The sequence below is a fragment of the Bradyrhizobium sp. JYMT SZCCT0428 genome (genome assembly GCF_018131075.1).
GTDB lineage: Bacteria > Pseudomonadota > Alphaproteobacteria > Rhizobiales > Xanthobacteraceae > Bradyrhizobium.
The window spans coordinates 41,011-66,101 of the sequence record NZ_JAFCLS010000033.1; the positions used below are offsets into that span (position 1 = coordinate 41,011).

Below are 25,091 nucleotides of genomic sequence, written 5' to 3' on the forward strand. Positions count from 1 at the left end.
GCGTCTGCGGGAGTGAGTTCGCTTCGTCGAGTTCAGCCCGCGCCGTGGCTTCAACCTCGGTGTGGCACTGGTACTGACGACAGCGGGCGCGCGCCGCAACGCGGACACTGCGCATCTCGATTGAGCGCAGCGCGCTCATGCCAGACCTGAGTCAAGCTAACCCACCTGCTGCGCGGTGGAGGTTTCAAATTGGCGGCAAAGAAAAAGGCGTGCCGGTTGTCCGGCACACCTGATTATTGTTTAGACCGTGCGTAAATTTCGCTGATCAGTCCGGTATCAGTAATACCTGCAGACGCGAACGCCGTAGGCATTCCACCAGCAGCGCGGTCCGCCGCGCACCACGGGAACGCCGTAGAAGCCGTAGCCCCGGCCATAATAACCACGGCCGCGACCCCAGCCGCCGCCGCGATAGAAACCACGACCACCACCGCGACCCCACCCGCCGCCACGGCCTCGTCCACCGCGGGCTTCAGCCGGCGAGGTCGTCGCACCTACCAGAATGGCAGACGTGCTGGCGACGTAGACGAACAACAGAGCGAGCGCTGCAAGACAACGCGTGAGGATATTGTAGCGTTTAGCCATTCTAGAATCTCCCGGTCACTTTCTAAACCACCTGGACTTCCGCATTATCAAACTTAGACGCTCGAAAATGCTTTTGGTTCAGATGAGCTAAGATAATATCTTTACTAAGGTTCTTCCGGCAATTCGGGACTTTATTAAGACGGAAAGATAAGGTCAAGTTACACCACGACTTGCAACAAATTCTCGCGTTGCGCCGTTCATCTTCGTTCATCTTCGTTCATCTTTCTGTCCGATTGTGCACTGCAGAATTACCGAAACGAAAACTCGGCAAGACAAACCAGCCGAGAAATCGGGCAAGCCCACGCCAACAACTTGAAGTCGACATCTCGCGCACGACGATCCCCCGCCTTAAAGAGTATCCATGCCCAAACAGCACACCTATGTCCTCGGCCTGAACACCTACGACCATGACGTGAGCGCCTGCCTGCTGCGCGACGGCGCCATCGCATTCGCGATCGCCAAGGAGCGGATCACGCGGGTCAAGCATGCGTCCGGCTTCTACAAGGAGGTGATCGATTATTGCCTCGAGGCAGAAGGCATCACGCTGGATGACATCGATCTGATCGTTCGCAATTGCTACATCATGCCGGTGGGGGAAATGGAGGAGCGGCTGGTCTATTTTGACGCGCCGGGCTTCCTTCCCGAATTTGAACGGGACGACGCGGCCAAGCACCCGTTGTATTTGTCGCACTCGGACAAGGTGGTGACGATCTCCCACCATCTGGCGCACGCCTACAGCGCGTTCGCGGTATCGCCGTTCGAGGAAGGCGTGGTGATGATCGTCGATGGCGTCGGCAGCTATCGGTCCGACGTCATGGAGTCCTATCCCTCGAGCGACACCGCAACGCCGCTCGCGCGCGAATCCGAGAGCTATTACAAGTTCAAGGGTTCGACGCTCGAATGCCTGAAGAAGGTTTTCATGGAGCCGGACCGCGGCTTCCTGAGCGATGAATTCTACAACATGCCGGGGATGGGCGCGCTCTACAGCCGGGCGTCGACCTACATTTTCGGCGACTGGAATAAATGCGGCGAGTTGATGGGGCTCGCGCCCTACGGCCGCCACAACCAGGTCAAGAGCCTGATGGGGCTGACCGACGGCACGCTGCAGGTACCGCACTGGACCACCGATCTCAAGCAGCCCTACATCCAGGACGGCAGCAACTGGGAAAAGAGCCCGGCCATGCGGCACTGGGAGGATCTGGCCTGGCGGGTGCAGGACGACACCGAGAACGTGCTGCTCGCCCGCGCGCGCTGGCTTCGCGAAACCACCGGGGCCAAGAACCTGACGATGGCCGGTGGTGTTGCCCTGAACTGCGTGGCCAATGGCCGGCTCGCCCGTGAAGCCGGTTTCGACAATATCTGGATCCAGCCGGCGACCGGCGATGACGGCATTGCGATCGGCTGCGCGTATTATGGCTGGCTCGAGATCCTGAAGCAGCGCCGCAACTTCGTCATGGAGCATTCCTATATCGGCAAACCCTATAGCGATGCGGATGTCGCGGCTGCGCTGCAGCGGTTTCTGGTGCGCATCCAGATCGACGCCAGGCGCAGCGACAATGTTTGCCGCGACACCGCGAAGCTGCTCGCCGATCAGCGGGTGATCGGCTGGTTTCAGGGCGGCTCGGAGTTCGGCCCGCGGGCGCTCGGCAACCGCAGCCTGCTCGGCGATCCCCGCAAGCCCGAGATGAAGGATATCCTGAACAGCCGCGTCAAGCACCGCCAGGCGTTCCGCCCGTTCGCGCCGATCGTATTGGCCGAGCGGATGAAGGACATTTTCGAGGGCGACGCGGATTCCCCGTTCATGCTGCTTGCGAAACCGGTTCGCCCTGAATGGCGCGACAAGATTCCGGCGATCGTGCATGTCGACGGTACCGCGCGCGTCCAGACCGTGCGCGAAGCGACCAACCCGAGGCTGTACCAGTTGCTGAAGGAGTTCGACGCGCTGACCGGCGTTCCCGTGCTAATCAACACGTCATACAACATCAAGGGCGAGCCGATCGTCGAAACGCCGCGCGATGCCGTGGCCTGCTTCCTGACCACGGGGGTCGACCATCTGATCATGCACGACACGGTGGTATCGAAGACCGCCATGCACAAGATCGTCGGACCGCTGGTCGATACCTACTACGACGTGACGAACCTGGTGTCGGCGACGGCTAGACCGGCCTAAAGGTGGCCGTTTAGTGGGGGGCGGGAGCCCGATCAAGCCGCCTCGATCAGGCGGCTTTCGGCGCCGCCGGCTTGGGCAGCGGCTTGTCCTGCCGTTTCGACCAGGAAATGTAATAGGCGACGATGGTCATGATCGCGATGCCGGTTACGCTGACGAAGATCTGCGCGAACAGCGAGCCGGAGCTCAGCGACAGCTGGAAGTGCCCGACGAACGACAGGAACACGCCGACGCAGAACACCGCGAGCGATTGCTGGCCGCAGACCACCAGCGGATCGAATATTCTCCATTCCAGCGCCGGCCAATCCTTCGGGATGAAACGGATCACCAGGATCACGATCACCACGAAATGAAGGAAGCGATAGGGCGCCAAATTGGTCTTGTCGTTCGGATTGAACATCGAATAGAGCCAATGCGGGAACATGTTTCCGAAATCCGGAAACCTGCCGGCCATCGTCATGACCAGCGCCAGCAGCAGATAGGCGATACAGAAATACAGCGTCAGCGGGTGGTTGATCAGCCCCGCCGACCGCCGGGCGCCGCCGAGCGCGCACCAGGAGCCGAACACGAACAGCACCTGCCAGGCGAACGGGTTGAAGTACCAGGTTCCGGCGGGATAGGCCGCCAGGTTCCAGCCGGTCTGCCGCGACACCAGCCACAGCACGATGGCGGCGACCATGGTCCAGTTGGGCTGGCGCAGCATCATCCACAGCACCGGCGGGAACAGCCCCATCAGCACGATGTAGAGCGGCAGCACGTCGAGATTGACCGGCTTGAACTTCAGGAACAGACCCTGGCGCAACGTTTCGGTCGCGTTGTCGACCAGGCCGACGACGTTGAATTCGTTGACGAGCTCGGAATCGCCGAACCGCAGCGCGAGGTAGCTGATCGAGGCGATATAGATCACGAACAGGATGATATGGGCGACGTAGAGCTGCCAGACGCGCTTGGTCAGCCGCGTGGCGCCGACGATGAAGCCGCGGTCGAGCATCATTCGGGCATAGACGAAGGAGGCGGTGTATCCGGAAATGAAAACGAACAGGTCGGCCGCGTCACTGAAGCCGTAGTTGCGGGTCGTGATCCAGTTCACCACGTTGTCCGGGATGTGATCCAGATAGATCGCCCAGTTCGCAACCCCGCGAAACAGGTCGAGCCGCAGGTCGCGTCCTTTTTCGGGCAGGGTGGCGTTGATTTTCATGGGAGCCGCTTCGATGTGATGCTGTCGGGACGATTGCGCCGCCGGACCAGGCCTTGAATCAGGCCTCGAACCATACCCTGGCCGCATGGCGGCCGAAGATTGTCACAGTGCCGCATAATGACTATACCGGTCCGGAAATGGTACATCCGGGGTTATGGAATCACCGATCAAATCCCTGAAAGGTGTCTCTATACTATCCCGGCCGTCTGCGCCAAACGTCTCCAAGTCTAGTGTCTTTAAGTCGCACATCTCCGAAGGTTCGACCATCCATGACCGCACGCATTTTTAAGCCCGCCAAAAACGCGATGCAATCGGGGAGGGCCAAGACTCGGGAGTGGCAGCTCGACTACGAGCCCGAGCAGCCCCGGGCCATTGAACCGCTGATGGGGTGGACCTCATCCGGCGACATGAAGCAGCAGCTCACGCTCCGCTTCGATACCAAGGAAGACGCGGTGGCCTATTGCGAGCGCAAGGGCATTCCCTATCAGGTGATCGAACCCAAGGACTCCGTTCACCGGCAGGTCGCCTATGCCGACAATTTCGCTTTCCGGCGCGGCGAGCCCTGGACTCACTGAGTCCTGAACCCATTGAAGCGCTAGGGATCGCTTCGGGGCGTCGGATCCCCCGGGATCGGCAAGGGCGCATCCTTCGCGACGCCAAGGACCGGCAGGCTTCTGATGGTCCGCACCTCGGGCATGGCGGCGAACTGCCGAAGCTGCTGATGCATCCCCTCGACATCGGGCGCGACGCATTTGAGTAAAAAGTCCGCTTCTCCCGAGATGCGCCAGCTTTGCAGAACCATTGGCAGGGCCGCAATCGAGGCTTCGAACGCTTCCAGCGCCGCCTTGGCCTGGCTCGCCAGCTGGATCGATACGAACGACACGACCTCGTAGCCGAGCACCTTCTCGTCGATCGTGGCGCGGATCGCCTTGATCACGCCGCGGCTGCGCAGGGACCGCACGCGCCGCAGGCAAGGCGGCAGGGAGAGGCCGACACGACTGGCCAGTTCGTTGATCCGGATGCGTCCATCCCTCTGAAGCTCGGACAATATCTTCAGGTCGATGTCGTCGAGCTTGTGATTGACTGTCATGGCTGCTCGTCCGCGCTCGAGAGTTCGCCGCTGCTAGACAGCTGCAGCGCGCCGTGGCTTGCGGATGCTGTGGGCAGGGGCGCTCGCGGCCTGCGGCGACACGCCCGACAGCACCAGTTTCTCATGGGCGGCGATGATCGCGTCCCTGGTCAGGCGTCCGCCTGGCCGGTACCAAGTGCAGAGGCCGGTCAGAAGCGCCAGGATCGCAAACGTCGCCACCTTGACGTCAACGACCTCGAAGACGCCTTCGGAAACGCCCTCCGAGAGGATGCGCGCCAGCCGCGCCTCATAGGCGCTCCGCAGCGCCACGATCGCCTCATAGTTCTTCGGCTCCAGGCTGCGCAGCTCGGAATTGGCGATGAAGACCTCGCGCTTGCGGCTCATGTGGTAGGTGACGTGGAATGCGACGAAGGCGCGGAGCTTTTCCTCCGGGCCTTGCTTTCCTTCCAGCGCGAGGTCGAGCTGACGAATGAGCTCGTTGACGTGGTCCTGCACCAGCTCGAACAGCAGTTCCTGCTTGGTGCTGATATGATTGTAAAGCGACCCCACCTGGATCCCGACCTCGGCGGCGAGGTCGCGCAGGCTCATCGCCGAATAGCCCTGTTCGAAGATCAGGCGCAGCCCGGCCTTGCGGATCGCTTCCAGCGTCTTCGGGCCATAAGAGCCGATCGTGCGTGCCATCTGGTCCCCGAGGCAGTGGATTGAGCCGCTCATAAAGATACAAACGACCGTATGTTTATTACATGAGATATGAGGAATTTCAACGGCATGACATGCCACTTTGGTGGAAAATCGAAAATGACTACCATCCTCTTGCGGCGCGATTAAAAAAACGTATGATCGTTTTTAATTCGGAGGAGACGTGATCGTGCAAGTGGGCCCGCAATCCCGGCTGCCGGGACACTTCGCCGCAAAGATGGTACAGCCTGTCGCGCCGTTTCGCGAGAGGTCTTGTCCCGTCAGTCCTAGAGCCACGCACCAACCGCCCGTCACCCAAAGAAACGATAGGCCATGTCGCTTCATTCAACGATCGATCCCACATCCGCCGATTTTGCCCGCAACGCCGAAGTGATGCGCGGCCTCGTCGCCGACCTCAGAGAAAAACTCAAGGTGGTTGCCGGCGGCGGCGGCAAAACCTCGCGCGCGCGGCATACCTCGCGCGGCAAGATGCTGGCGCGGCAGCGTGTCGACCTGCTGGTCGATCCCGGGACCGCGTTCCTTGAGTTGTCGCCGTTGGCTGCCCACGGCCTCTATGGCGGCGACGTCCATTCCGCCAGCGTCATCACCGGGGTGGGGCGCATCTCGGGCCGCGAATGCGTCATCGTCGCCAACGACGCCACCATCAAGGGCGGCACCTACTATCCGATGACCGTGAAGAAGCATCTGCGCGCGCAGGACATCGCGCGGCAGAACAATCTGCCCTGCGTCTACATGGTCGATTCCGGCGGCGCGTTCCTGCCGCTGCAGGACGAGATCTTTCCCGACGAGCGGCATTTCGGCCGCATCTTCTACAACCAGGCGCAGATGTCGGCAGCTGGCATTCCGCAGATCGCCATTGTGATGGGCTCCTGCACGGCCGGCGGCGCCTATGTGCCCGCGATGTCGGACGAGAGCATCATCGTGCGCAACCAGGGCACGATTTTTCTCGGCGGGCCGCCGCTGGTGAAGGCCGCGACCGGCGAGGTGGTCACGGCCGAAGAGCTCGGCGGCGCCGACGTGCATTCGCGGCAATCCGGCGTCACCGACCATTACGCACAGAACGACGCCCATGCGATCGGGATCGCGCGGCGCATCGTCGCGACGCTGAAGCCGCCGACGCGCGCCACACTCAACATGCGCGAACCGCGCGAGCCGCTGTTCCCAGCGGAAGAAATCTATGGCGTGGTTTCCGCCGACGGCCGCAAGCCGTTCGACGTTCATGACATCATCGCGCGGATCGTCGATGGTTCCGAATTCGACGAGTTCAAGAAGCTTTACGGCACGACCCTGATCTGCGGCTTCGCCCATATCTGGGGCTATCCGGTCGGCATCATCGCCAATAACGGCATCCTGTTCAGCGAGAGCTCGCTGAAGGGCGCGCACTTCATCGAATTGTGCTGCCAGCGCAATATCCCGCTGGTGTTCCTGCAGAACATCACCGGCTTCATGGTCGGCAAGAAATACGAGGCCGGCGGCATCGCGCGCGACGGCGCCAAGCTGGTGACGGCAGTGGCGACCGCCGGCGTGCCGAAATTCACCGTCGTGATCGGCGGCTCCTATGGCGCCGGCAATTACGGCATGTCGGGGCGGGCCTACAGCCCGCGCTTCCTCTGGATGTGGCCGAACGCCCGCATTTCGGTGATGGGCGGCGAGCAGGCGTCGATGGTTCTGGCCCAGGTGCGGCGCGACGGTATCGAGGCCAAGGGCGACACATGGTCGGCCGAAGAGGACGAGAAGTTTCGTGCGCCAATCCGCGCCCAGTATGAGAGCCAGGGCAGTCCCTATTATGCCACCGCGCGGCTGTGGGACGATGGGGTGATCGATCCCGCCGATACGCGGCTGGTGCTCGGCCTTGGATTGTCCGCGGCTGCCAACGCGCCGATCGAACCGACGAAATTCGGCCTGTTCAGGATGTGATGCAGGAACTGATGATGGACCGCTCGAAACTATACCGGCGTTTTCGCACGCTGTTGATCGCCAACCGCGGCGAGATCGCCTGCCGCGTGATCCGCTCCGCCCGCGCCATGGGGCTGCGCACCGTGGCCGTTTATTCCGAGGCCGACCGCGACGCCATGCATGTCGCCATGGCCGATGAGGCCGTGCTGCTCGGCCCCGCACGGGCCCGCGACAGCTATCTCAACATTGAGCGGGTCATTGAAGCGGCGCGCCAGACCGGGGCCGAAGCGGTGCATCCCGGCTACGGGTTCCTGTCCGAAAATGCCGAATTCGCGCAGGCCTGCCTCGATGCCGGCCTGGTGTTCGTCGGTCCGACCGCCGCGATGATGACGGCGATGGGCTCCAAATCCGGCTCCAAGGCGCTAATGGAAAAGGCCGGCGTGCCGCTGGTACCCGGCTATCACGGCGAGGCCCAGGACGAGGCCACGCTGGCGACTGCCGCCGACAAGATCGGCTTCCCGGTACTGGTCAAGGCCTCCGCCGGCGGCGGCGGGCGCGGCATGCGCGTGGTCAATTCGGCCGGTGAATTGTCGGCCGCCATCGTCAGCGCCAAGCGCGAGGCCAAGGCGGCGTTCGGTGACGATCGCATGCTGATCGAAAAGTTCGTTCTGAACCCGCGTCACATCGAAGTGCAGATCATCGGCGACAGCCACGGCAATCTGCTGTCGCTGTTCGAGCGTGAATGCACGCTGCAGCGGCGCCATCAGAAGGTGATCGAGGAGGCCCCGTCGCCGACGCTGGACGCCGCCCAGCGCGAGACGGTCTGCGCCGCCGCGCGCAAGGCGGCTGGCGCGGTCAACTATGTCGGCGCCGGCACCATCGAATTCGTCTCCGACGGCAAGGACGTGTTCTTCATCGAGATGAACACGCGCCTGCAGGTCGAGCATCCCGTGACCGAACTGATCACCGGCGTCGATCTGGTGGAATGGCAGTTGCGGGTGGCGTTCGGCGAAAAGCTGCCGCTGGCGCAAAACGAGATCAAACTGAACGGCCATGCCATCGAGGCGCGGGTCTATGCGGAAAACCCGCAGAAGAATTTTATGCCCTCGGTCGGCCGGATCAGGACATGGCGTACGCCTGACGCTGTCGACGGCCTGCGCATCGATGCCGGCTATCGCAGCGGCGATGCGGTGTCGCCCTATTACGACGCCATGCTCGCGAAGGTGATCGCGTGGGCGCCGACGCGGCAGGCGGCGATTGAGAGGCTGAACCGCGGGCTGGAAGAAACCGACGTCCGCGGCATCGTGACCAACATTCCGTTCCTGTCGGCGCTGGTGACGCATCCGCAAGTTCGAGCGAATACCATCGACACCAGTTTCATTGAACGCGAATTGAAGGGCCTGACCGAACCGAAACACGCTTGCGGCGATCTTGAACTCTGTGCGGCGGTCGCCGCTATCGTCGTCGAGGAGCGCAAGGTCGCAGCCAAGGAGGCCCATTCGCCGTGGCAGGCGTTTGGCTGGCAGCCGGTCGGCCAGCGGCAGCGGGTGTTCGCGCTTCGCCAGGGCCAAGGTGCCGAGCAGAAAGTCACCCTGGACTATGGCAACGGAGCGTCGACGCTGTCGATCGGCGATCGCCAATTCGTTTTCACGACGTCGCCTGCCGATGATGGTGGTTTTGATCTGACGCTCGACGGGATGAAGTCCCATGTCGTCGCGGTCATCGAGGGTCACGAACTCTATCTGCGCACCCGCAACGGCCGTTTCGACCTGCATTGGGTCGATCCGTTCGGCGGCGAGACCGAGGAGCATGTTGGCGAGGACAAGATCGTGGCGCCGTTGCCGGGCACCGTGGTGGCGCTGCTGGCCGAAGAGGGCGCGACCCTGGAGAAGGGCGCTGCGATCCTGACGCTGGAAGTCATGAAGATGGAGCAGACGCTGCGCGCGCCCTATGCCGGCGTGTTGAAGAAGATCAAGTGCAAGGTCGGCGATATCGTCGGCGAAGGCGTCGAACTCGCCGAAGTCGAACCGTCAGCGTCATGAGCAATTCGGTCCGCATCATCGAGATGGGGCCGCGCGACGGCCTGCAGAACGAGAAGACGCTGGTCAGCGTCGAGGCGCGCATCGCCTTTGTCGAGGCGCTGGTGGCCGCCGGGCTCTCGACCGTCGAGGTTGGCGCCTTTGTCTCGCCAAAGGCGATCCCGCAAATGGCGAGTTCGGATCAGGTGCTGCGCGGGGTCAGGCATGTCAAGGACGCCGAATTCCACGTCCTGGTCCCGAACGAGAAGGGCTATGACGCCGCGCGTACCGCAGGAGCCGAGGTTGTCTCCGTATTTGCCGCTGCATCCGAAGGCTTTTCTCGCGCCAACATCAATTGCTCGGTCGCGGAGTCGATCGAGCGCTTCAAGCCGGTGCTGGAGCGAGCCAAGGCGGATGGCGTCAAGGTGCGCGGCTATATTTCCTGCGTGCTCGGCTGTCCGTTCGACGGCGAGATCATGCCGAAGGCGGTCGCCGATCTCGCCAGGACATTGTGGGACCTCGGCTGCTACGAGATCTCGCTCGGTGACACCATTGGGGTCGGCACGCCCCTCAAGGCCAGGCAGATGTTGCGCGCGGTCGCCGCGGAAGTGGCGACGGACAAGCTCGCGATGCATTTCCACGACACCTACGGCCAGGCGCTGGCCAATCTCTACGCCGGTATGGAGGAGGGCGTTCGCGTCATCGACTCTGCCGCCGGCGGCCTCGGCGGCTGTCCGTATGCGCCGGGCGCGACGGGGAACGTGGCGACCGAGGATGTGGTCTACATGCTCGAGGGCATGGGGATCGCGACCGGCGTTGACATGGACAAGCTACTTGCGGCGACCAACGAGGTCAGCCGCTTGATTGGCAGGCCCGCGGTCAGCCGCGTCGCTTCGGCGTTGAACGCCAAGAACCGCGCCGCGAAGTAGGCCGCTTACGCCGCCTTCAGGCCGACATTCGGCAGCATTGGCCGGTTCTTCAGCGCCTTGGCCATGATGGCTTCGACCTCCTCCTTTTCGTGCGGCAGCAGGCCCAGCCGCGGCGGGCGGGTTAGCGCGGTGCCACGGCCAATGATATGCTCGCACAGCTTGATGCATTGGACGAGGTCCGGACGGGCATCGAGATGCAGCAGCGGCATGAACCATTCGTAAAGCGGCATCGCTTCGGCGTAGCGTCCGGCCTTGGCGAGGCGGAACAAGGTCTCGCCCTCGCGTGGGAAGGCATTCGACATGCCCGATACCCAGCCGACCGCGCCCATCGCCACGCTCTCGACGATGACGTCGTCGAGCCCTGCAAACAGCACGAAGCGATCGCCGACCATGTTGCGGGTGTCGATGAACCGCCGTGTGTCGCCGGAGGAATCCTTGAAGCACACCACCGTCTCGACGTCGGCAAGCGTAGCGAGAATATCCGGCGTCACGTCGTTCTTGTAGATCGGCGGGTTGTTGTAGAGCATGACAGGCAGATCGGTCGCTGTTGCGACCGAGCGGAAGTGCGCGGCGGTTTCGTGCGGCTTGGACGAATAGACCAGCGCCGGCATCACCATGATGCCATCGATCCCGACGCGCGCGGCTTCCCTGGCGGTTTCGACGGCGAAAGCGGTCGTGAATTCGGCGATGCCGCACAACACGGGAACGCGGCCGGCGGCGACCGACTTTGCCGTTTCCATGATGGCGATTTTTTCCTTGCGCTCGAGCGAGGTGTTCTCGCCGACCGAGCCGCAGATGATCAGTCCGGACACGCCGTCGCGGATCAGGCCGTCCATCACCTTGGCCGTGGCGTTGATGTCGAGCGACAGGTCGTCATGGAATTGCGTGGTAACGGCCGGGAAGACGCCTTCCCAGGAAATGCGTGGGCTCATTGTTTCGCTCCGATTGGATTTTTCCGGCGGATTTTCTCAATCCGCCGGGAGTTGACTGGAAGAACGATGGAGAAGGTCAGAGCGTCGCGCCGACCTTGCGCAGCTCGGCGAGAACCGGCGCCTTCGGCAGCCAGATCTTGTCGAACTCGGCAATGACAGCCTCGGTATCTGCCGTCGCAACCTGCCGGATCGGGATCGGGGCGTTGCGAAAATTCTCGATCAGCTTGGGCTCGTTGCCCGCAAGCTCGTCGATCTGCGCGTCGAGCGTCGACTTGACGGTCTTGGCGATCAGCTCCTTGTCGGCTGCCGGCAGCGACTGCCACACGCGGCCGGAGACCACGGCCGCCATCGGCATGAAGAGGGCGTTCATCTGCAGGATGACCTTGGCGACCTTGTCGAAGCGCTGGTTCCAGGAGAATTCGAGGTCGGCCTCGAGCCCGTCGACCTGGCCGTTCGACATCGCGTCAAACACCTGCGGCGTCGGGATCGGCGTCGGCGCCGCGCCGAGCGAAGAATAGAAGTCGCGATAGACCGGCGTCGGATTGATGCGCAGCTTCATCCCCTTGATATCGGCCAGACCAGTCAGATCCTTGGCCGAGAAGATCGCGCGCATGCCGGTGATGCCCCAGCCCAGACCGATCGTTCCGGTTTCCTGCGGCAGCACGTCGAACAGTTTGACCGCCGCGGGGTGGCGGACGAACTTGGCCACCGACGGCGTCGAACGCACGATGTAGGGCGCATTGATCGCGGCGATATGCGGTACGCGCGAGCCGAGTTCGGCGGCCTGGATGAAGCCCATGTCGAGCGCGCCGGATTGCAGCTGCTGCATCATGGCAGGCTCGTTGCCGAGCTGGCCGGAGTGAAACACGGTCATGGTCAGGCGGCCGCTGGTGGCGGCCTTCAGGTCCTCGCCGAGCTTGAGCGCGGCCTTGTTCCAGGAATGACCGTTGGGCGTGATGAGGCCGAGGCGAAACTCCTTGGCCTGCGCCAGCGCGAGCGAGGGCGCGAACAACGGCACGGCCGCGCCGGCGGCGAGAAATCGGCCAAGAAATCGACGACGTGAAATGGTCATGACAAAGCTCCGTTAAGTTGGACGATTCACTTGATGAGGACGAGGGACAGGGAGGGATAGAGCGAGAGCAGCACCAGCAGGACGCAGGAGATCCCAAAGAAAGGCAGCGTCACGATGAACATCTTTCCCGGCTTGGCGCCGGTGACCGCGGCGGCGACGAAGAAGCAAAGGCCCACCGGCGGCGAGAGCAGGCCGAGCACCAGATTGATCACCACCACCACGCCGAAATGCCGGGGATCGATGTGATAGATCTCGGTGGCGACCGGCAGCAGGATCGGAACCGTCATGATCAGGCCGGGAATTCCGTCAATCACCGTGCCGATCACCAGCAGGATAGCGTTGCAAAGCAGCATGAAGCTGATCGGATCCTTGGCGACCGACTGGATCCACGCCGCGGTTTCCTGCGGCACCTTGCCGAAGATCAGCACCCACGAGAACACGGCGGCGGCCGCCACCAGAAACAGCACGATGGCCGAATAGATGCCGGAGCGCAGCATCATCTGCGGCAGCTGCGAGAATTCGAATTCCCTGGTCCAGTATTTTCCGATCAGGGCCGCCGCGACCGCGCCGACGGCCGCCGACTCCGTCGCATTGGCAAGCCCGCCCAGGATCGAGCCGACGATGACGATCGGAATCAGCAGTGTCGGACAGGTGCGCAGGATCGTCGCCACGCGCTGCCGCGGCGTCTGATATTCGGCCCGCGGGTAGTTGTAGACGTAGCCCATCAGCGCAATGACGAGACAGAACATCACCGTGAGGATCACGCCGGGCACGATGCCGGCGATCAGCATGTCGCTGACCGAGACCTGCGCCAGCACGCTGTAGACGACGAACATCACGGACGGCGGAATGATCGGTCCGAGCATGCCGCCATAGGCGGTCAGACCCGCCGCAAACGTCTTGTCGTAGCCCTTCTTCTCCATTTCCGGGACCATGATCTGCGCCATGATCGCGACCTGCGCGGTCGCCGAACCGAGGATGGAGGAGATGAACATGTTGGCGAGGATATTGACGTAGGCCAGCCCGCCCTTCAGCGAACCGACAAACGCCATCGCCATGTCGACGATGCGCCGGGTAATGCCGCCGCCATTCATGATCTCGCCGATCAGGATGAACAACGGTATCGCGATCAGTCCATAACTGTCGACGCCGCCGAACAATTGCAGCGGATAGGATTGAAACAGTACCGGATTGCCCGACGCGATGATGTAGACGAAACCGGCAAGGCAGAGACAAAGACCGATCGGCACGCCGACCAGCATGATCGCCATGAAGGCCGCCGAGGTGATGATCATCAGTTGACCCCGTCGAGCTCGGAGAGCTGGAAGCCCTTCAAGGCGGTTCGTGGCACGAGTTCGAGGTCCTCGAGCAGGTTTGCGATGCCGTGGATCGTGATCGACACGGCAAAGATCGGCAGCGTCAGATAGACCACCCAGGTCGGCCAATTCAGCGTCTGGGTGCGCTCGGTGTAGAGGAAGTTGAAGGTCTCGCCGGCAAATTTGCGAGCGTCGAAGCCGGCGCGGGCGAGGCCAACCGGGTCCATCCATAGCCAGCAGGTGGCGATCAGCGACACGCCGAACACCACCACCATGCCGGTTGCAATCACCTTGGCAAGCTTCTGAGTTCGCGCCGAAAGCCGTTCGGTCAGCATTGTGACGGCGAAATCGAGTCTCAGCCGGGTCATCGCGGATGCGCCGATAAACGTCAGCCAGACCACGCAATAGACGGCCGATTCATCGATCCAGTAGATCGGAAAATGCGAATAGCGGGTGACCACGTTCACCAGGATCAGGGCCGTCAGCAGATACATCAAGCCCATCAGGGCAATGCGCTCGCATGCGAGCAGGGCGCCGGAAGCCCTGACCACGACGCTGCGGGCGCTGAACGCCGGCGCATCGGAAGCCGTTTGTTCGATCATGGGGAGCCCCGCAACCCGCGAAATTTGCCGTGCATTCGCAAAATGTATAATTTATACAATCTTGCTGTCAATGGAGATTGCAGGGTGAATCATGGGCCTCGCACCGGCTTTGTGCTGGGGCGGACCACTTCAACGTGCGAAACAAGACCGCCTCGACTGGAGGGGCCGGCGATGAAGACGGAAGATCAAATGAAAGTCCCGCTAAAGCACCGGACCTTGTCGGCTGCGATCGTCGACCAGCTCAGGCAATCGATTCTCGACGGAACCTATCCGGCGGGATCGCAACTGCGACAGGACGCGCTGGGCGATGCTTATGGCGTGAGCCGCATTCCGGTTCGCGAAGCGCTGTTTCAGCTCGAAGCCGAAGGGCTGGTACGGATCGTCCCGCAAAAGGGGGCGATCGTTTCGGAACTGTCGCTCGACGAAATCAACGACGTGTTTGATCTGCGCCGGATCCTGGAGCCGCGGCTGCTGGCGCAATCCGCACCTTGCTTTGCCGCCAAGGACCTCGACGGGTTGGACGATATCCAGAAGCGCTTCGAGAAGGCGATCAAGGCGCGCAACGTCAGCGAATGGGGGCAACTCAATGCCGAGTTTCACATGGCGCTCTACGCGCAGGCACGCCAGCCCCGTACCAAGGCGATCGTCGTGGCGCTGCTGCAAACCAGCGACCGCTACACGCGCCTGCAACTATCCAACACCAAGGCGATGGGGATCGCTGAAAAGGAGCACGCCCATCTGATCGCGCTGTGCCGGGCACAGCAAATCGACGAGGCGTGCCGGTTTCTGGAACAGCATATCGAATCGGTGAGAGCGGATCTGTTGCAGGTCGTCGGCGGCGGCTCGATCGCAGTTCGTTCCAAGCGGGCAACGCGGGCAGGCGAGTAGCGCGAACGCATCAGGCGGCGACGTCGGTTGCGAGCTTCAGCAGATTGGCCGACGTCGCCGTCGCGGCACTGTAGTCCTTCCACGCGGTATCGCGCGCGATGTCGCGCCACATGGCGACGGTTGCCGCATCGAGTGCGCTGACTTTGGCGCCAGCCTTCTCATAGACCTTGGCCACTTCGATATCGTCGTCCTGTGCACCCTTCTTGCCGAAGGCTTCGAGGTCCGCGCCGACCGCGCGAATGATGTCCTGCTGGTTCTTCGGCAGCTTGTCGAAGCTCGCCTTCGACATCAACAGTGGCTCCAGCATGAACCAGTAGGAGGCGCCCGCGCCTGAGGTCAGCGATTTTGCGACCTCCTCCAGACGGAACGAGATCAGGCTGGTGGAGGAGGTAATTCCGGCATCGCAGGCGCCGCTTTGCATCGCCGCATAGAGTTCGTTGGAATTTACCGAGAGCACTGCTGCGCCCGCGGTCAGCAACACCATGTCCATCTCGCGCGAACCGCCGCGAACCTTGAGGCCCTTGGCGTCTTCCGGAGCGACGATCGGCCTGGAACGGCTGGCGACGCCGCCGGCCTGCCAGACCCAGCTCAGCAAGATGATGCCCTTGTCGGCCAGGAAATCGGTCAGCGCCTTGCCGACGGGGTGCGTTTTCCAGCGCAAGCCCTGATCGTAGGTCGACACCAGTCCGGGCATCAGGCCGATATTGGTTTCCGGCAATTCGCCGCCGGCATAGGGAAGGGGATAGAGGCTTAGATCGAGCTCACCTTTGCGCATCGCCGAGAATTGCGCGTTGGTCTTGATCAGCGAGGAGTTCGGGTGGACCTCGGCCGCGATCTCGCCGCCGCTGCGCTTGGCGACTTCCTGCGCGAACGTCCGGCACAGGCGGTCGCGGAAATCGCCCTTGTCGATGGTGCCGCCCGGAAACTGATGCGAAATCTTCAGCCTTGTTGCGGCGTGTGCGGTGCCCGTGCCGAAGCGAAGGATGGCAGGCGCGGCGAGCGCGGATCCGAGAACATGGCGGCGTGTGAGCATGGTTCTCCCCTGAATTCCATCCTTGATCGGCGTGTCCAAGCCGACCCTTGAGCGCAGCTTAACCGGCTGCCGTGCGTAGATTTTTCTGTTCTGATCGTTCGAACCAGCCTGTCGCTCAAGGCAGCAGTGGCTGATTCCAGAGCCAGACTTCAAGGTCTGCCGCAGTGCACACGTAGGAAGGAGAGGGGTTTCACGGACGACTTAACACGTCCAGGAGTGTCACGAAGAAGGACGGGGCAGGATGAAGGCGGACGCCATCGAAGGACGGCGGGATGGTGAAAGACGGCATGAACAATGGCCAAGCCGTCGTTTGTTTTTCAATCGGGTTCGCCCGCGCGGAGTCTTGAGATTTCCGGCGCGGACGCCCGCGCCCGAACGAGCGTTACTTCTTCTTGCCTTTGCCGCCGCTCTTGCGGGCCGCGTAGCGCGCATCGCGCTTGGCCTTCGCTTCGGCCTCGAGGGCTGCCTGTCTGGCGGCCTCTTCTTCCTTTTCGCGGGCGAGCTGGGCGGCAGCCGCGGCCGCAGCTTCTTCCTCGCGCGCCTTGGCTTCGGCCTTGGCGGCTTCGCGGGCTTCCTTGGCCTTGGCGCGGGCGGCCGCCTGCGCTTCGCGCTCGGCCTGACGCTGCTTCACCTCCGGATCGTCAGGGCCGGGCTGGGCCTTGAACTTGTTCAGGATGTTCTGTCTCGCTTGCTGGGCGGCCTTCTGGCGGTCGGCGAAGCTGGGTTCCTTGAATCCACTCATAAAAGGGGCCTTGTCGTTTTCTTGATTGGTTGTGAAAAGCAGGGGATTGGCGGTTTGCGCTTCAGTAGGTGAACCGGCGACAAAATGCCAGCGCCGAAGGGGGCAAACAGGGAGATTTCCGTGAACGGCCCGGTTGGTCCACCGATGCCGGTGAGCGCTTTGGCGGCGGCCTGGCCGGATCGCCGATGGCGTGCGCCTCGACACAAGCGCGAGCAAGCGCCGGCTTCCGGGCCGAGCCAGGAAGTGGCTGTTCTAATCACCCCTGAATTGGTCGCGGCGCCCCCCCGGGCCGAGAATTTTCGCAACCGTAACGGCCGTCATCGCCACGCGATCGGAAGTCCGCTGAGCCTCCAGCCTGTCGCGAGCTCCCTCCTTGATCATGAGATCGATGAGTTCGAGCCGCTTGGCATCGTCGGTCGCTTCAGCCAGTAGTTTTCGATAGCGATCGTAGTCGTAGCCCACTTCATGCTTGCTCATGGCACGCTCCGCACACGCGCTTTCCCCAAACCAACAATGTTGATCAACCTCTGCACGCGCGCAATGGATTTGCGGGACTTGTACCCCTTGCCGCGCATCTTGGCGTGCGAGTGTTGCAGAATTGATCCGGCAGGTAGCGCACAGGTTGTGGCGCGGCCGGATGTCAGGAGAGGGAACCCGATACGATCGGTAACGCCGTCCCGGCTTGGGCCGAAACCTGCCGGTGCGATCGGTCGCACCCGAAAGCTGAAAATCTGTGAATTCGCTCACATAAGGACGGCCGGCGCGGGCCTATGTTGCGGCAGTCCTGAAAGGAGCGACCACCATGATCCCGAATTGGTGCACCCCTAAAAATGTCGTTCTCGCCGCAGCGATCGTTTTGTTCGCCTGCGTCGCGGGCGGGGTCGCGACCGGACTGGCGTACCCGGAGCCGGTGTCCAGCGCCGCGCTCGGGCCGGATTGGCAGTGCAGCCGGATGGCGTTTGTCTGGACCACCTGCAGGAGGCTGACGCACGCCAAATCTGCATCGATTCGTGTAGCCAGGGAACCGGTTTGCACGCGCATCCGGTCCTAGGCGCGAGAGGGTCCGGGAACGCTGCGTTCGGTTTGCATCGCTAAAGCGCTTTCCAGCAAAATGGCTAACCGGTTCGCGTCAAGAAAACGCGTCAGATCAAGAATCCAGAGCGCCGTTCCGATTTCAGTCGGAACGGACAGGGCTCTAGACGATGGTCGTGAGCACGTACGAATGCCACGCACCCCAGTCGATTCCATCGAAAGCGCGCACATACATTGACGCGCGCGTTGCGCGCTCGGCGCCACCGAACACGCGTTCTCCGGTGTCGCTTAAGGATGCGCCACGCCCAGCGGGACGGAGGCGGTTCAGCGAGCGCTCGGTCAACGGCAAGCACGACGGCGCTGCGCGTCTTGCCTTCGCCTTTTTTCGTGTGAGGTCGTCGAGCATCACAGCCCATCGGCACGAATTTGACTAATCGCCTTCGAAGATCAATTAATTCTTGCCGCGATATTCCATCAGAAGAATTCAACATCACCGTAATAGATGCGCCAGCGGTCGAAGCGTTCCGGGTGTGAGCGGCGGTGAGGGCGGGCATGCCATTGAAGCGCGGCCCGGTCGGATCGGCAAATCGTCCTGCAGCCGGCGTTTCCCGTTCTGCGCGCTTCAGCAACCAGTATCGCCCATCACCCGGCGTCCCTTACTGAAGCATCATCGGCGAAGCGCTCGGACAGTCTGCATTGAAATGATTGAAGTCCCGGTCTATGAAATGGCCATGGCCGAGGCTCGCAAGATCTCACCCAAATTGCTTGAATTGTTGGTGTGTCCCCTGACCAAGGGGCCGCTGGAGTTTGATGAGGTAAAACAGGAACTGATCTCCCGTTCGGCACACCTCGCATACTCGATTCGCGACGGGATCCCGATCATGCTGCCGGCAGAAGCGCGAAAGCTGGATTGAAGTCTTTGGTCTACCAAAGATCCCGTCTCACACAGCGTTCGTTTGCAAGCGACTTGCGGTGAATGTGCCTTCGTTCAGCAAGGAAGATGAGATGCCAGTCGTCGGGCGAAAATATCACATGGCTTGCCGAGGTGCGTTCCGCCTTGAGGACGATGGCACCGGGATTATCGATCCGTAGGCCGCCTCAGTTGGCGGCCTCTCTCTTATGGTGCCACGCGAAGCCATCTTGGCGCTCGCCGGATCAGCGAATGTCGAACCGTTACTGCTCGGTCCGTTACCGGGCGAGCGACAACCATGAAAGCCAGGAGTTCTCTTCAATACAGAATGCGACACGGCTTTTTCGAGAAGAAGCCAGCTATCCGATTGAAAATATTGGCGATCCCAGCAGGATTCGAACCTGCAACCCACGGAGTAGAAATCCGTTACTCTATCCAGTTGAGCTATGGGACCGTCGGAGTCTTTGTAGCACACTGCCAATATGAAAAATCCGCTTCGGAGCCAAGTCCGCTCCGAACCGATTTCCTTCAGGCTGCGACAAAGCCAGACGGCGAACCATTGCCATCGGTCCGCCCATCAATCAATGCTGCGCCGGCAACCCCTGCCGGTGCGGTCCGGGACCTTGGACTGCCAGAGCCATGCCGCATGCGACTCTTTCGCAAGCCTCTTCCATCGCCATCAGTCCGTCACCTTTTCGCGCACTTTTCGTCCGTTACGAGGCGGTCGTCCGCCCAAGGAGCTCCATCATGATCGGTTTGGTTCGCGCCACAGTCGTTTGCGCCACGATGGCGCTTGGCCTGGTCGCAGCGCAGGCAGCAGACAAAGCCTTCAAACGCGACGATCTCGCCGATTCCGCGGTCAAGCTGGAGGCCCAGATCAAGAGCGAGGCGGGGCCGGTCGCCAAATCCAGCGCGACGCTGCGGACCGATGCGGATACCGCCTTCAAGCGTTCCGACTTCCGCACCGGGTTGCAAATCCTCGGACAGATCGCGGCCACCACGCCGGAGGACAGCGCCAACTGGCTCAAACTCGCCAAGACCATCTTCCAGATCCGCTCCGCAAGCTCGAGCGAACAGACTTTCCTGCTCGAGCGCGCCTCAACCGCCGCCTACATCGCCTATCAGCGCGCCGGCAACGTCGCTGAGGAGGCCGATGCGCTGGCGGTGCTGGGCCGGGCGATGTCCGACCGCAAGCTCTGGCGCCCGGCGCTGGATGCGCTGCGCCTGTCGCTCGACATGCGAGAGGTCGCCGAGGTGCGCGGCCAATATGAGAAGATGCGCGATCAGCACGGTTTTCGCCTTCTGGATTACACAGTGGACTCCGACGGCGCGTCACCGCGGGCGTGCTTCCAGTTCTCTGAAGATCTGGCAAAACGGGTCGATTTTGCGCCGTTCCTGGCGCTGGCCGGCACCGACAAGCCGGCGCTGTCGGCCGAGGGCAAGCAGCTTTGCGTCGACGGCCTGAAGCATGGCGAGCGCTACAACATCAATCTCCGTGCCGGCCTGCCGTCCACGGTCAAGGAAACCCTGCCGAAATCGGCCGAATTCAACATCTATGTCCGTGACCGCAAGCCGTTCGTGCGCTTTACCGGACGCGCCTATGTGCTGCCGCGCACCGGCCAGCGCGGCATCCCGCTGGTCAGCGTCAATACGCCTGCGGTGAACGTCAACGTGTTCCGGATCGGCGACCGTAACCTGATCAATACGGTGATCGACAGCGACTTCCAGAAGACGCTGTCGAGCTACCAGCTCGGCGATCTCGGCGACGAGAAGGGCGTCAAGGTCTGGACCGGCGAACTCGCCACCGCCACCACGCTCAACCAGGACGTCATTACCGCGTTCCCGGTCGACCAGGCGCTCGGCGACCTGCAGCCGGGCGTCTATGTGATGACGGCGTCAGCCAAAGGCCCCGGCAGCGATGATGACGGAAGGCTGGCGACGCAATGGTTCATCCTCTCCGACATGGGCCTGTCGGCGTTTTCAGGCAATGACGGCATCCACGTCTTCGTCAATTCGCTGGCCTCCACCGAGGCGGTCGGCAAGGCCGAGGTTCGGCTGATCGCCCGCAACAACGAGATCCTGGCGACCCGCAAGACCGACGATTCCGGCCACGTGCTGTTCGAGGCTGGATTGGCGCGCGGCGAGGGCGGGCTGTCGCCGGCGTTGCTGACGGTCATGAGCGAGAAGTCGGACTACGCTTTCCTGAGCCTCAAAACCAATGCGTTCGACCTCACTGACCGCGGCGTGTCAGGTCGGGTGGTGCCGGCGGGCGCCGATGCGTTCGTCTACGCCGAGCGCGGGGTCTATCGTTCCACCGAGACCGTCTATCTCACCGCGTTGCTGCGCGACGGGCAGGGCAACGCCATGGCGGGCGGACCGCTCACCCTCGTCATCGAACGCCCGGATGGCGTCGAATTCCGCCGCGCCGTGCTGCCCGATCAGGGCGCCGGTGGCCGGAGCATGGTGGTTCCGCTCAATTCCGCGGTCCCGACCGGGACCTGGCGGGTACGCGCCTTCACGGACCCCAAGGGGTCGGCGGTCGGTGAGACCACCTTCATGGTCGAGGACTACATCCCCGAACGGATCGAATTCAACATCTCAAGCAAGGAGAAAATGATCAAAGCTGAAGTTCCAGTTGAACTTAAGGTCGATGGTCGTTTCCTTTACGGCGCCCCGGCATCCGGCCTGCAGCTCGAAGGCGACATGCTGGTCACCTCGGCAGCCTCCGGGCGGCCCGGCTATCCCGGCTACCAGTTCGGCGTCGCCGACGAGGAAACTGCCAGCAACGAGCGCACACCTATTGAGAGCCTGCCGGAGGCCGACGCCAATGGCGTGGCGACGTTCCCGGTGTCGCTGGCCAAGGCGCCAACTTCGACCCGCCCGCAGGAAGCGCAAATCTTCATCCGGATGGCGGAGGCCGGCGGCCGTGCCGTCGAGCGCAAGCTGGTGCTCCCCGTGGCGCCTGCCACGCCCTTGATCGGCATCAAGCCGCTGTTCGGCGACAAGAGCGTCGCCGAGGGCGACAAGGCCGAATTCGACGTGGTGTTCGTCGCCCCTGACGGCAAACAATTGCCGCGTGACGGCCTGCGTTACGAACTCCTGAAGATGGAATCCCGTTACCAGTGGTACCGGCAGAATTCGTCCTGGGAATATGAGCCGGTCAAATCGACCTCGCGCGTCGCCGATGGCGACCTGACGCTCACGGCCGACAAGGCGGCGCGGGTGTCGCTGCCGCCGCAGCCCGGCCGCTACCGCCTCGACGTCAAATCATCCGAGGCGGACGGCCCGGTCACCTCGGTCCAGTTCGACGTCGGCTGGTATTCGGACGGCAGCGCCGACACCCCCGATCTGCTCGAAACCTCGATCGACAAGCCGGAATACGCCTCCGGCGACACCATGGTGGTGTCGGTCAACGCCCGCACGGCCGGCAAGCTGACCATCAACGTCCTGGGCGACCGCCTGCTCACCACCCAGACTGTGGACGTCAAGGAAGGCACCCAGCAGGTCAAGCTGACTGTCGGCAAGGATTGGGGCACCGGCGCCTATGTGCTGGCGACGTTGCGCCGTCCGCTCGATGCCGCGGCCCTGCGGATGCCCGGACGGGCGATCGGCCTGAAATGGTTCGGCATCGACAAGAAGGCCCGCACGTTGCAGGTGGCGCTCTCGCCCCCGCCGCTGGTCCGCCCCGGCACCGCGCTGAAGATTCCGGTCAAGCTCGGCGGGCTCAACCCCGGCGAAGACGCCAAGGTCGTGGTCGCCGCGGTCGATGTCGGCATTCTCAACCTGACCAATTACAAGCCGCCGGCGCCGGATGATTTCTATCTCGGCCAGCGCCGCCTGACGTCGGAGATCCGCGACCTCTATGGGCAATTGATCGACGGCATGCAGGGCACCCGCGGCCAGCTCAAGACCGGCGGTGACGGTGCCGGCGCCGAGCTGCAGGGCTCACCGCCCACCCAGAAACCGCTCGCGCTCTATTCCGGCATCGTCACGGTTGGACCCGACGGGTCTGCCGAGATCAGCTTTGACATTCCGGAGTTCGCCGGTACCGCGCGTGTCATGGCGGTAGCCTGGAGTTCGACCCGGCTCGGCCGGGCCACGACCGACGTCACCGTGCGCGATCCCGTGGTGCTGACGGCGACGCTGCCGCGCTTCCTGCTCAATGGCGACCGCGGCACCATGAGCTTCGACCTCGACAACGTCGAGGGCGCAGCCGGCGACTACACCATCAACGTCAAGACGACGGGCCCGGTGAAGGTGTCGGGCAATCCCAGCACCACGGTGAAGCTCGCCGCCAAGCAGCGGACCTCGATGTCGCTGGCGATCGACGGCGGTGGCGCCGGCACCGCCAATTTCGACGTCGACATCAAGGGGCCGAACGGCCTGGCGCTGGCGCGGCACTATGCGCTCGACGTCAAGGCGGCGACGCAGGTCCTGGCGCGCCGCTCGATCCGCACCCTGGCCAAGGGCGAGAGCCTGACGCTGACCTCGGACATGTTCACCGACCTGGTGTCGGGAACGGGCAGCGTGTCGCTCTCGGTCAGCCTGTCCACCGCACTCGATGCGGCGACCATCCTGAAGGCATTGGATCGTTATCCCCACGGCTGTTCCGAACAGATCACCAGCCGCGCGATGCCGCTGCTCTACGTCAACGACCTCGCCGCGGGCGCCCATCTGGCGATGGACACCGCAGTCGATCAGCGCATCCGGGACGCGATCGAGCGGCTGCTGGCGCGTCAGGGCTCGAACGGCTCGTTCGGCCTGTGGTCGGCGGGCGGCGATGACGCCTGGCTCGATGCCTATGTGACTGACTTCCTGACCCGCGCCCGTGAGAAGGGCTTTGCGGTGCCGGATGTGCTGTTCAAGAGCGCGCTCGACCGCATCCGCAACTCCGTGGTCAACGCCAACGAGCCCGAAAAGGACGGCGGCCGCGATCTGGCCTACGGCCTCTACGTGCTCGCCCGCAACGGCGCCGCCCCAATCGGCGACCTGCGCTATCTCGCCGACACCAAGCTGAACAATCTGGCGACGCCGATTGCGAAGTCGCAATTGGCGGCGGCGCTGGCGCTGGTCGGCGACAAGGCGAGGGCGCAGCGCGTCTACGGCGCAGCGCTCGATGCACTGGCGCCGAAGCCCGTGATCGAGTTCGGCCGGGTCGACTATGGCAGCGCTTTACGCGATGCCGCAGCGCTGGTCTCGCTCGCCAGCGAAGGCAACGCCCCGCGGGCGACGCTGACGCAGGCGGTGCAGCGGGTCGAAGTGGCGCGGGGACTGACGCCCTATACCTCGACGCAGGAAAACGCCTGGCTGGTTCTGGCTTCGCGCGCGCTCTCGAAGGAGACGATGGCGCTCGATATCGATGGTTCGCCGATCAAGACGGCGGCCTATCGCAGCTACAAGGCCGAGCAGATGGCGGGCAAGCCGGTCAAGATCACCAACACCGGCGACGCACCGGTACAGGCGGTGGTCTCGGTCTCGGGTTCGCCGGTCACCCCGGAGCCCGCGGCCTCGAACGGCTTCAAGATCGAGCGCAATTACTTCACGCTCGACGGCAAGCCCGCCGATATCAGCAAGGCCAAGCAGAACGACCGCTTCGCGGTGGTGCTGAAGATCACCGAGGCCAAGCCGGAGTACGGGCACATCATGGTGGCCGATTATCTGCCGGCCGGCCTCGAGATCGACAATCCGCGGCTGGTTTCATCCGGCGACAAAAACACGCTGGACTGGATCGAGGACGGCGAGGAGCCCGAGAATACCGAGTTCCGTGATGACCGCTTCACTGCGGCCATCGATCGTGCCAGCGACGACACGGCGGTGTTCACCGTCGCCTATGTCGTGCGCGCGGTTTCCCCCGGCAAATACGTGTTGCCGCAGGCCTATGTCGAGGACATGTACAACCCCTCGCGCTATGGCCGCACCGGCACCGGCACCGTGGAGGTACGTCCGGCCAAATGAGTGCAGGGCGACGCCAGCAAAGGTCTTCGT

General features: G+C 62.9%; 20 protein-coding genes, 1 tRNA gene and 1 pseudogene. 9 read left to right on the forward strand and 13 right to left on the reverse strand.

All coding sequences use genetic code 11. The features are described from left to right. Positions 1 to 276: 276 nt before the first annotated feature. Complete coding sequence (locus tag JQ575_RS29085) at positions 277 to 582, reverse strand: hypothetical protein (protein ID WP_212036634.1); 306 nt, start codon at positions 580 to 582, stop codon at positions 277 to 279. Between the two features lie 361 nt (positions 583 to 943). On the opposite strand from JQ575_RS29085, the gene JQ575_RS29090 reads away from it, so the two are divergent. Beyond that, entirely contained in the window at positions 944 to 2,752 is a 1,809-nt protein-coding gene (locus JQ575_RS29090; RefSeq protein WP_212036635.1) for a carbamoyltransferase C-terminal domain-containing protein, read from the forward strand. Positions 2,753 to 2,797: 45 nt separating this feature from the next. Further along, positions 2,798 to 2,884, forward strand: coding sequence for a hypothetical protein (locus tag JQ575_RS46595; RefSeq protein ID WP_409364833.1), 87 nt, complete (start codon positions 2,798 to 2,800; stop codon positions 2,882 to 2,884). On the opposite strand, the pseudogene JQ575_RS29095 reads toward JQ575_RS46595, so the two are convergent. Then, a pseudogene (locus JQ575_RS29095) lies at positions 2,856 to 4,034 on the reverse strand (OpgC domain-containing protein); the annotation flags it as partial. The gene JQ575_RS46595 and the pseudogene JQ575_RS29095 overlap by 29 nt on opposite strands. Positions 4,035 to 4,216: 182 nt before the next feature. Here JQ575_RS29095 and JQ575_RS29100 point away from each other — a divergent pair. Beyond that, positions 4,217 to 4,522 carry an ETC complex I subunit gene (locus JQ575_RS29100; RefSeq protein WP_212036637.1) on the forward strand — a complete coding sequence of 102 codons (306 nt, stop codon included), beginning with the start codon at positions 4,217 to 4,219 and terminating at the stop codon, positions 4,520 to 4,522. 20 nt (positions 4,523 to 4,542) lie between these two features. Here the strand turns inward: JQ575_RS29100 and JQ575_RS29105 are convergent, their stop codons facing one another. Further along, positions 4,543 to 5,037, reverse strand: coding sequence for an Lrp/AsnC family transcriptional regulator (locus JQ575_RS29105; protein ID WP_212036638.1), 495 nt, complete (start codon positions 5,035 to 5,037; stop codon positions 4,543 to 4,545). 33 nt (positions 5,038 to 5,070) lie between these two features. Continuing rightward, positions 5,071 to 5,718: a TetR/AcrR family transcriptional regulator gene (locus tag JQ575_RS29110; protein WP_212036639.1), complete on the reverse strand. Its 648-nt coding sequence runs from the start codon at positions 5,716 to 5,718 to the stop codon at positions 5,071 to 5,073. Between the two features lie 330 nt (positions 5,719 to 6,048). Between JQ575_RS29110 and JQ575_RS29115 the strand changes: the two genes are divergently transcribed. Genes JQ575_RS29115 through JQ575_RS29125 form a run of 3 tightly spaced genes read left to right on the forward strand, consistent with a single transcriptional unit; the run spans position 6,049 to position 10,579 of the window. Then, positions 6,049 to 7,653, forward strand: a complete 1,605-nt coding sequence (locus JQ575_RS29115) for a carboxyl transferase domain-containing protein (RefSeq protein ID WP_212036640.1) — start codon at positions 6,049 to 6,051, stop codon at positions 7,651 to 7,653. A gap of 14 nt (positions 7,654 to 7,667) precedes the next feature. Further along, on the forward strand, positions 7,668 to 9,674 hold the full coding sequence (locus tag JQ575_RS29120) for an acetyl/propionyl/methylcrotonyl-CoA carboxylase subunit alpha (RefSeq protein ID WP_212036641.1): 2,007 nt from the start codon (positions 7,668 to 7,670) through the stop codon (positions 9,672 to 9,674). After that, positions 9,671 to 10,579: a hydroxymethylglutaryl-CoA lyase gene (locus JQ575_RS29125; protein ID WP_212036642.1), complete on the forward strand. Its 909-nt coding sequence runs from the start codon at positions 9,671 to 9,673 to the stop codon at positions 10,577 to 10,579. Before JQ575_RS29120 ends, JQ575_RS29125 begins: the two co-directional genes overlap by 4 nt. Positions 10,580 to 10,584: 5 nt before the next feature. Here the strand turns inward: JQ575_RS29125 and JQ575_RS29130 are convergent, their stop codons facing one another. The 4 genes from JQ575_RS29130 to JQ575_RS29145 form a co-directional block, all read right to left on the reverse strand. Next, positions 10,585 to 11,511, reverse strand: coding sequence for a dihydrodipicolinate synthase family protein (locus JQ575_RS29130; RefSeq protein WP_212036643.1), 927 nt, complete (start codon positions 11,509 to 11,511; stop codon positions 10,585 to 10,587). A gap of 76 nt (positions 11,512 to 11,587) precedes the next feature. Then, positions 11,588 to 12,583, reverse strand: coding sequence for a TRAP transporter substrate-binding protein (locus JQ575_RS29135; RefSeq protein ID WP_212036644.1), 996 nt, complete (start codon positions 12,581 to 12,583; stop codon positions 11,588 to 11,590). 26 nt (positions 12,584 to 12,609) lie between these two features. After that, positions 12,610 to 13,875 (reverse strand): TRAP transporter large permease, encoded by a 1,266-nt coding sequence (locus JQ575_RS29140; RefSeq protein ID WP_212036673.1) that lies wholly within the window; start codon positions 13,873 to 13,875, stop codon positions 12,610 to 12,612. A gap of 2 nt (positions 13,876 to 13,877) precedes the next feature. Then, positions 13,878 to 14,501: a TRAP transporter small permease gene (locus JQ575_RS29145; protein WP_212036645.1), complete on the reverse strand. Its 624-nt coding sequence runs from the start codon at positions 14,499 to 14,501 to the stop codon at positions 13,878 to 13,880. A 189-nt stretch (positions 14,502 to 14,690) separates the two neighbouring features. Here JQ575_RS29145 and JQ575_RS29150 point away from each other — a divergent pair, with 189 nt between their 5' ends. Further along, the gene (locus JQ575_RS29150; protein WP_212036646.1) at positions 14,691 to 15,389 is read left to right on the forward strand and encodes a GntR family transcriptional regulator; all 699 of its coding nucleotides are present in this window, start codon (positions 14,691 to 14,693) and stop codon (positions 15,387 to 15,389) included. A gap of 10 nt (positions 15,390 to 15,399) precedes the next feature. Here the strand turns inward: JQ575_RS29150 and dctP are convergent, their stop codons facing one another. The 4 genes from dctP to JQ575_RS29170 all read right to left on the reverse strand — a co-directional run bounded on the left by dctP (position 15,400) and on the right by JQ575_RS29170 (position 18,602). Next, a complete protein-coding gene (gene dctP / locus JQ575_RS29155; RefSeq protein WP_212036647.1) occupies positions 15,400 to 16,422 on the reverse strand; it encodes a TRAP transporter substrate-binding protein DctP in 1,023 nt (340 codons plus the stop codon). A gap of 382 nt (positions 16,423 to 16,804) precedes the next feature. Continuing rightward, on the reverse strand, positions 16,805 to 17,164 hold the full coding sequence (locus JQ575_RS29160; RefSeq protein ID WP_192735814.1) for a DUF6481 family protein: 360 nt from the start codon (positions 17,162 to 17,164) through the stop codon (positions 16,805 to 16,807). 252 nt (positions 17,165 to 17,416) lie between these two features. Continuing rightward, complete coding sequence (locus tag JQ575_RS29165) at positions 17,417 to 17,641, reverse strand: hypothetical protein (protein WP_212036648.1); 225 nt, start codon at positions 17,639 to 17,641, stop codon at positions 17,417 to 17,419. A 718-nt stretch (positions 17,642 to 18,359) separates the two neighbouring features. Beyond that, entirely contained in the window at positions 18,360 to 18,602 is a 243-nt protein-coding gene (locus JQ575_RS29170) for a hypothetical protein (protein WP_212036649.1), read from the reverse strand. Between the two features lie 319 nt (positions 18,603 to 18,921). On the opposite strand from JQ575_RS29170, the gene JQ575_RS29175 reads away from it, so the two are divergent. After that, positions 18,922 to 19,110: a Trm112 family protein gene (locus tag JQ575_RS29175; protein ID WP_212036674.1), complete on the forward strand. Its 189-nt coding sequence runs from the start codon at positions 18,922 to 18,924 to the stop codon at positions 19,108 to 19,110. A 373-nt stretch (positions 19,111 to 19,483) separates the two neighbouring features. Here the strand turns inward: JQ575_RS29175 and JQ575_RS29180 are convergent. Then, positions 19,484 to 19,560 (reverse strand) — tRNA-Arg (locus JQ575_RS29180). Between the two features lie 293 nt (positions 19,561 to 19,853). Here JQ575_RS29180 and JQ575_RS29185 point away from each other — a divergent pair. After that, positions 19,854 to 25,061 carry an alpha-2-macroglobulin gene (locus JQ575_RS29185; protein ID WP_212036650.1) on the forward strand — a complete coding sequence of 1,736 codons (5,208 nt, stop codon included), beginning with the start codon at positions 19,854 to 19,856 and terminating at the stop codon, positions 25,059 to 25,061. The last annotated feature ends 30 nt before the right edge of the window (positions 25,062 to 25,091 follow it).

Coding starts and splice junctions, on each gene's coding strand:
- JQ575_RS29085 (WP_212036634.1), bottom strand. CDS start 582: ATGGCTAAACGCTACAATATCCTCACGCGTTGTCTTGCAGCGCTCGCT.
- JQ575_RS29090 (WP_212036635.1), top strand. CDS start 944: ATGCCCAAACAGCACACCTATGTCCTCGGCCTGAACACCTACGACCAT.
- JQ575_RS29100 (WP_212036637.1), top strand. CDS start 4,217: ATGACCGCACGCATTTTTAAGCCCGCCAAAAACGCGATGCAATCGGGG.
- JQ575_RS29105 (WP_212036638.1), bottom strand. CDS start 5,037: ATGACAGTCAATCACAAGCTCGACGACATCGACCTGAAGATATTGTCC.
- JQ575_RS29110 (WP_212036639.1), bottom strand. CDS start 5,718: ATGGCACGCACGATCGGCTCTTATGGCCCGAAGACGCTGGAAGCGATC.
- JQ575_RS29115 (WP_212036640.1), top strand. CDS start 6,049: ATGTCGCTTCATTCAACGATCGATCCCACATCCGCCGATTTTGCCCGC.
- JQ575_RS29120 (WP_212036641.1), top strand. CDS start 7,668: ATGGACCGCTCGAAACTATACCGGCGTTTTCGCACGCTGTTGATCGCC.
- JQ575_RS29125 (WP_212036642.1), top strand. CDS start 9,671: ATGAGCAATTCGGTCCGCATCATCGAGATGGGGCCGCGCGACGGCCTG.
- JQ575_RS29130 (WP_212036643.1), bottom strand. CDS start 11,511: ATGAGCCCACGCATTTCCTGGGAAGGCGTCTTCCCGGCCGTTACCACG.
- JQ575_RS29135 (WP_212036644.1), bottom strand. CDS start 12,583: ATGACCATTTCACGTCGTCGATTTCTTGGCCGATTTCTCGCCGCCGGC.
- JQ575_RS29145 (WP_212036645.1), bottom strand. CDS start 14,501: ATGATCGAACAAACGGCTTCCGATGCGCCGGCGTTCAGCGCCCGCAGC.
- JQ575_RS29150 (WP_212036646.1), top strand. CDS start 14,691: ATGAAAGTCCCGCTAAAGCACCGGACCTTGTCGGCTGCGATCGTCGAC.
- dctP (WP_212036647.1), bottom strand. CDS start 16,422: ATGCTCACACGCCGCCATGTTCTCGGATCCGCGCTCGCCGCGCCTGCC.
- JQ575_RS29160 (WP_192735814.1), bottom strand. CDS start 17,164: ATGAGTGGATTCAAGGAACCCAGCTTCGCCGACCGCCAGAAGGCCGCC.
- JQ575_RS29165 (WP_212036648.1), bottom strand. CDS start 17,641: ATGAGCAAGCATGAAGTGGGCTACGACTACGATCGCTATCGAAAACTA.
- JQ575_RS29170 (WP_212036649.1), bottom strand. CDS start 18,602: ATGCTCGACGACCTCACACGAAAAAAGGCGAAGGCAAGACGCGCAGCG.
- JQ575_RS29175 (WP_212036674.1), top strand. CDS start 18,922: ATGGCCATGGCCGAGGCTCGCAAGATCTCACCCAAATTGCTTGAATTG.
- JQ575_RS29185 (WP_212036650.1), top strand. CDS start 19,854: ATGATCGGTTTGGTTCGCGCCACAGTCGTTTGCGCCACGATGGCGCTT.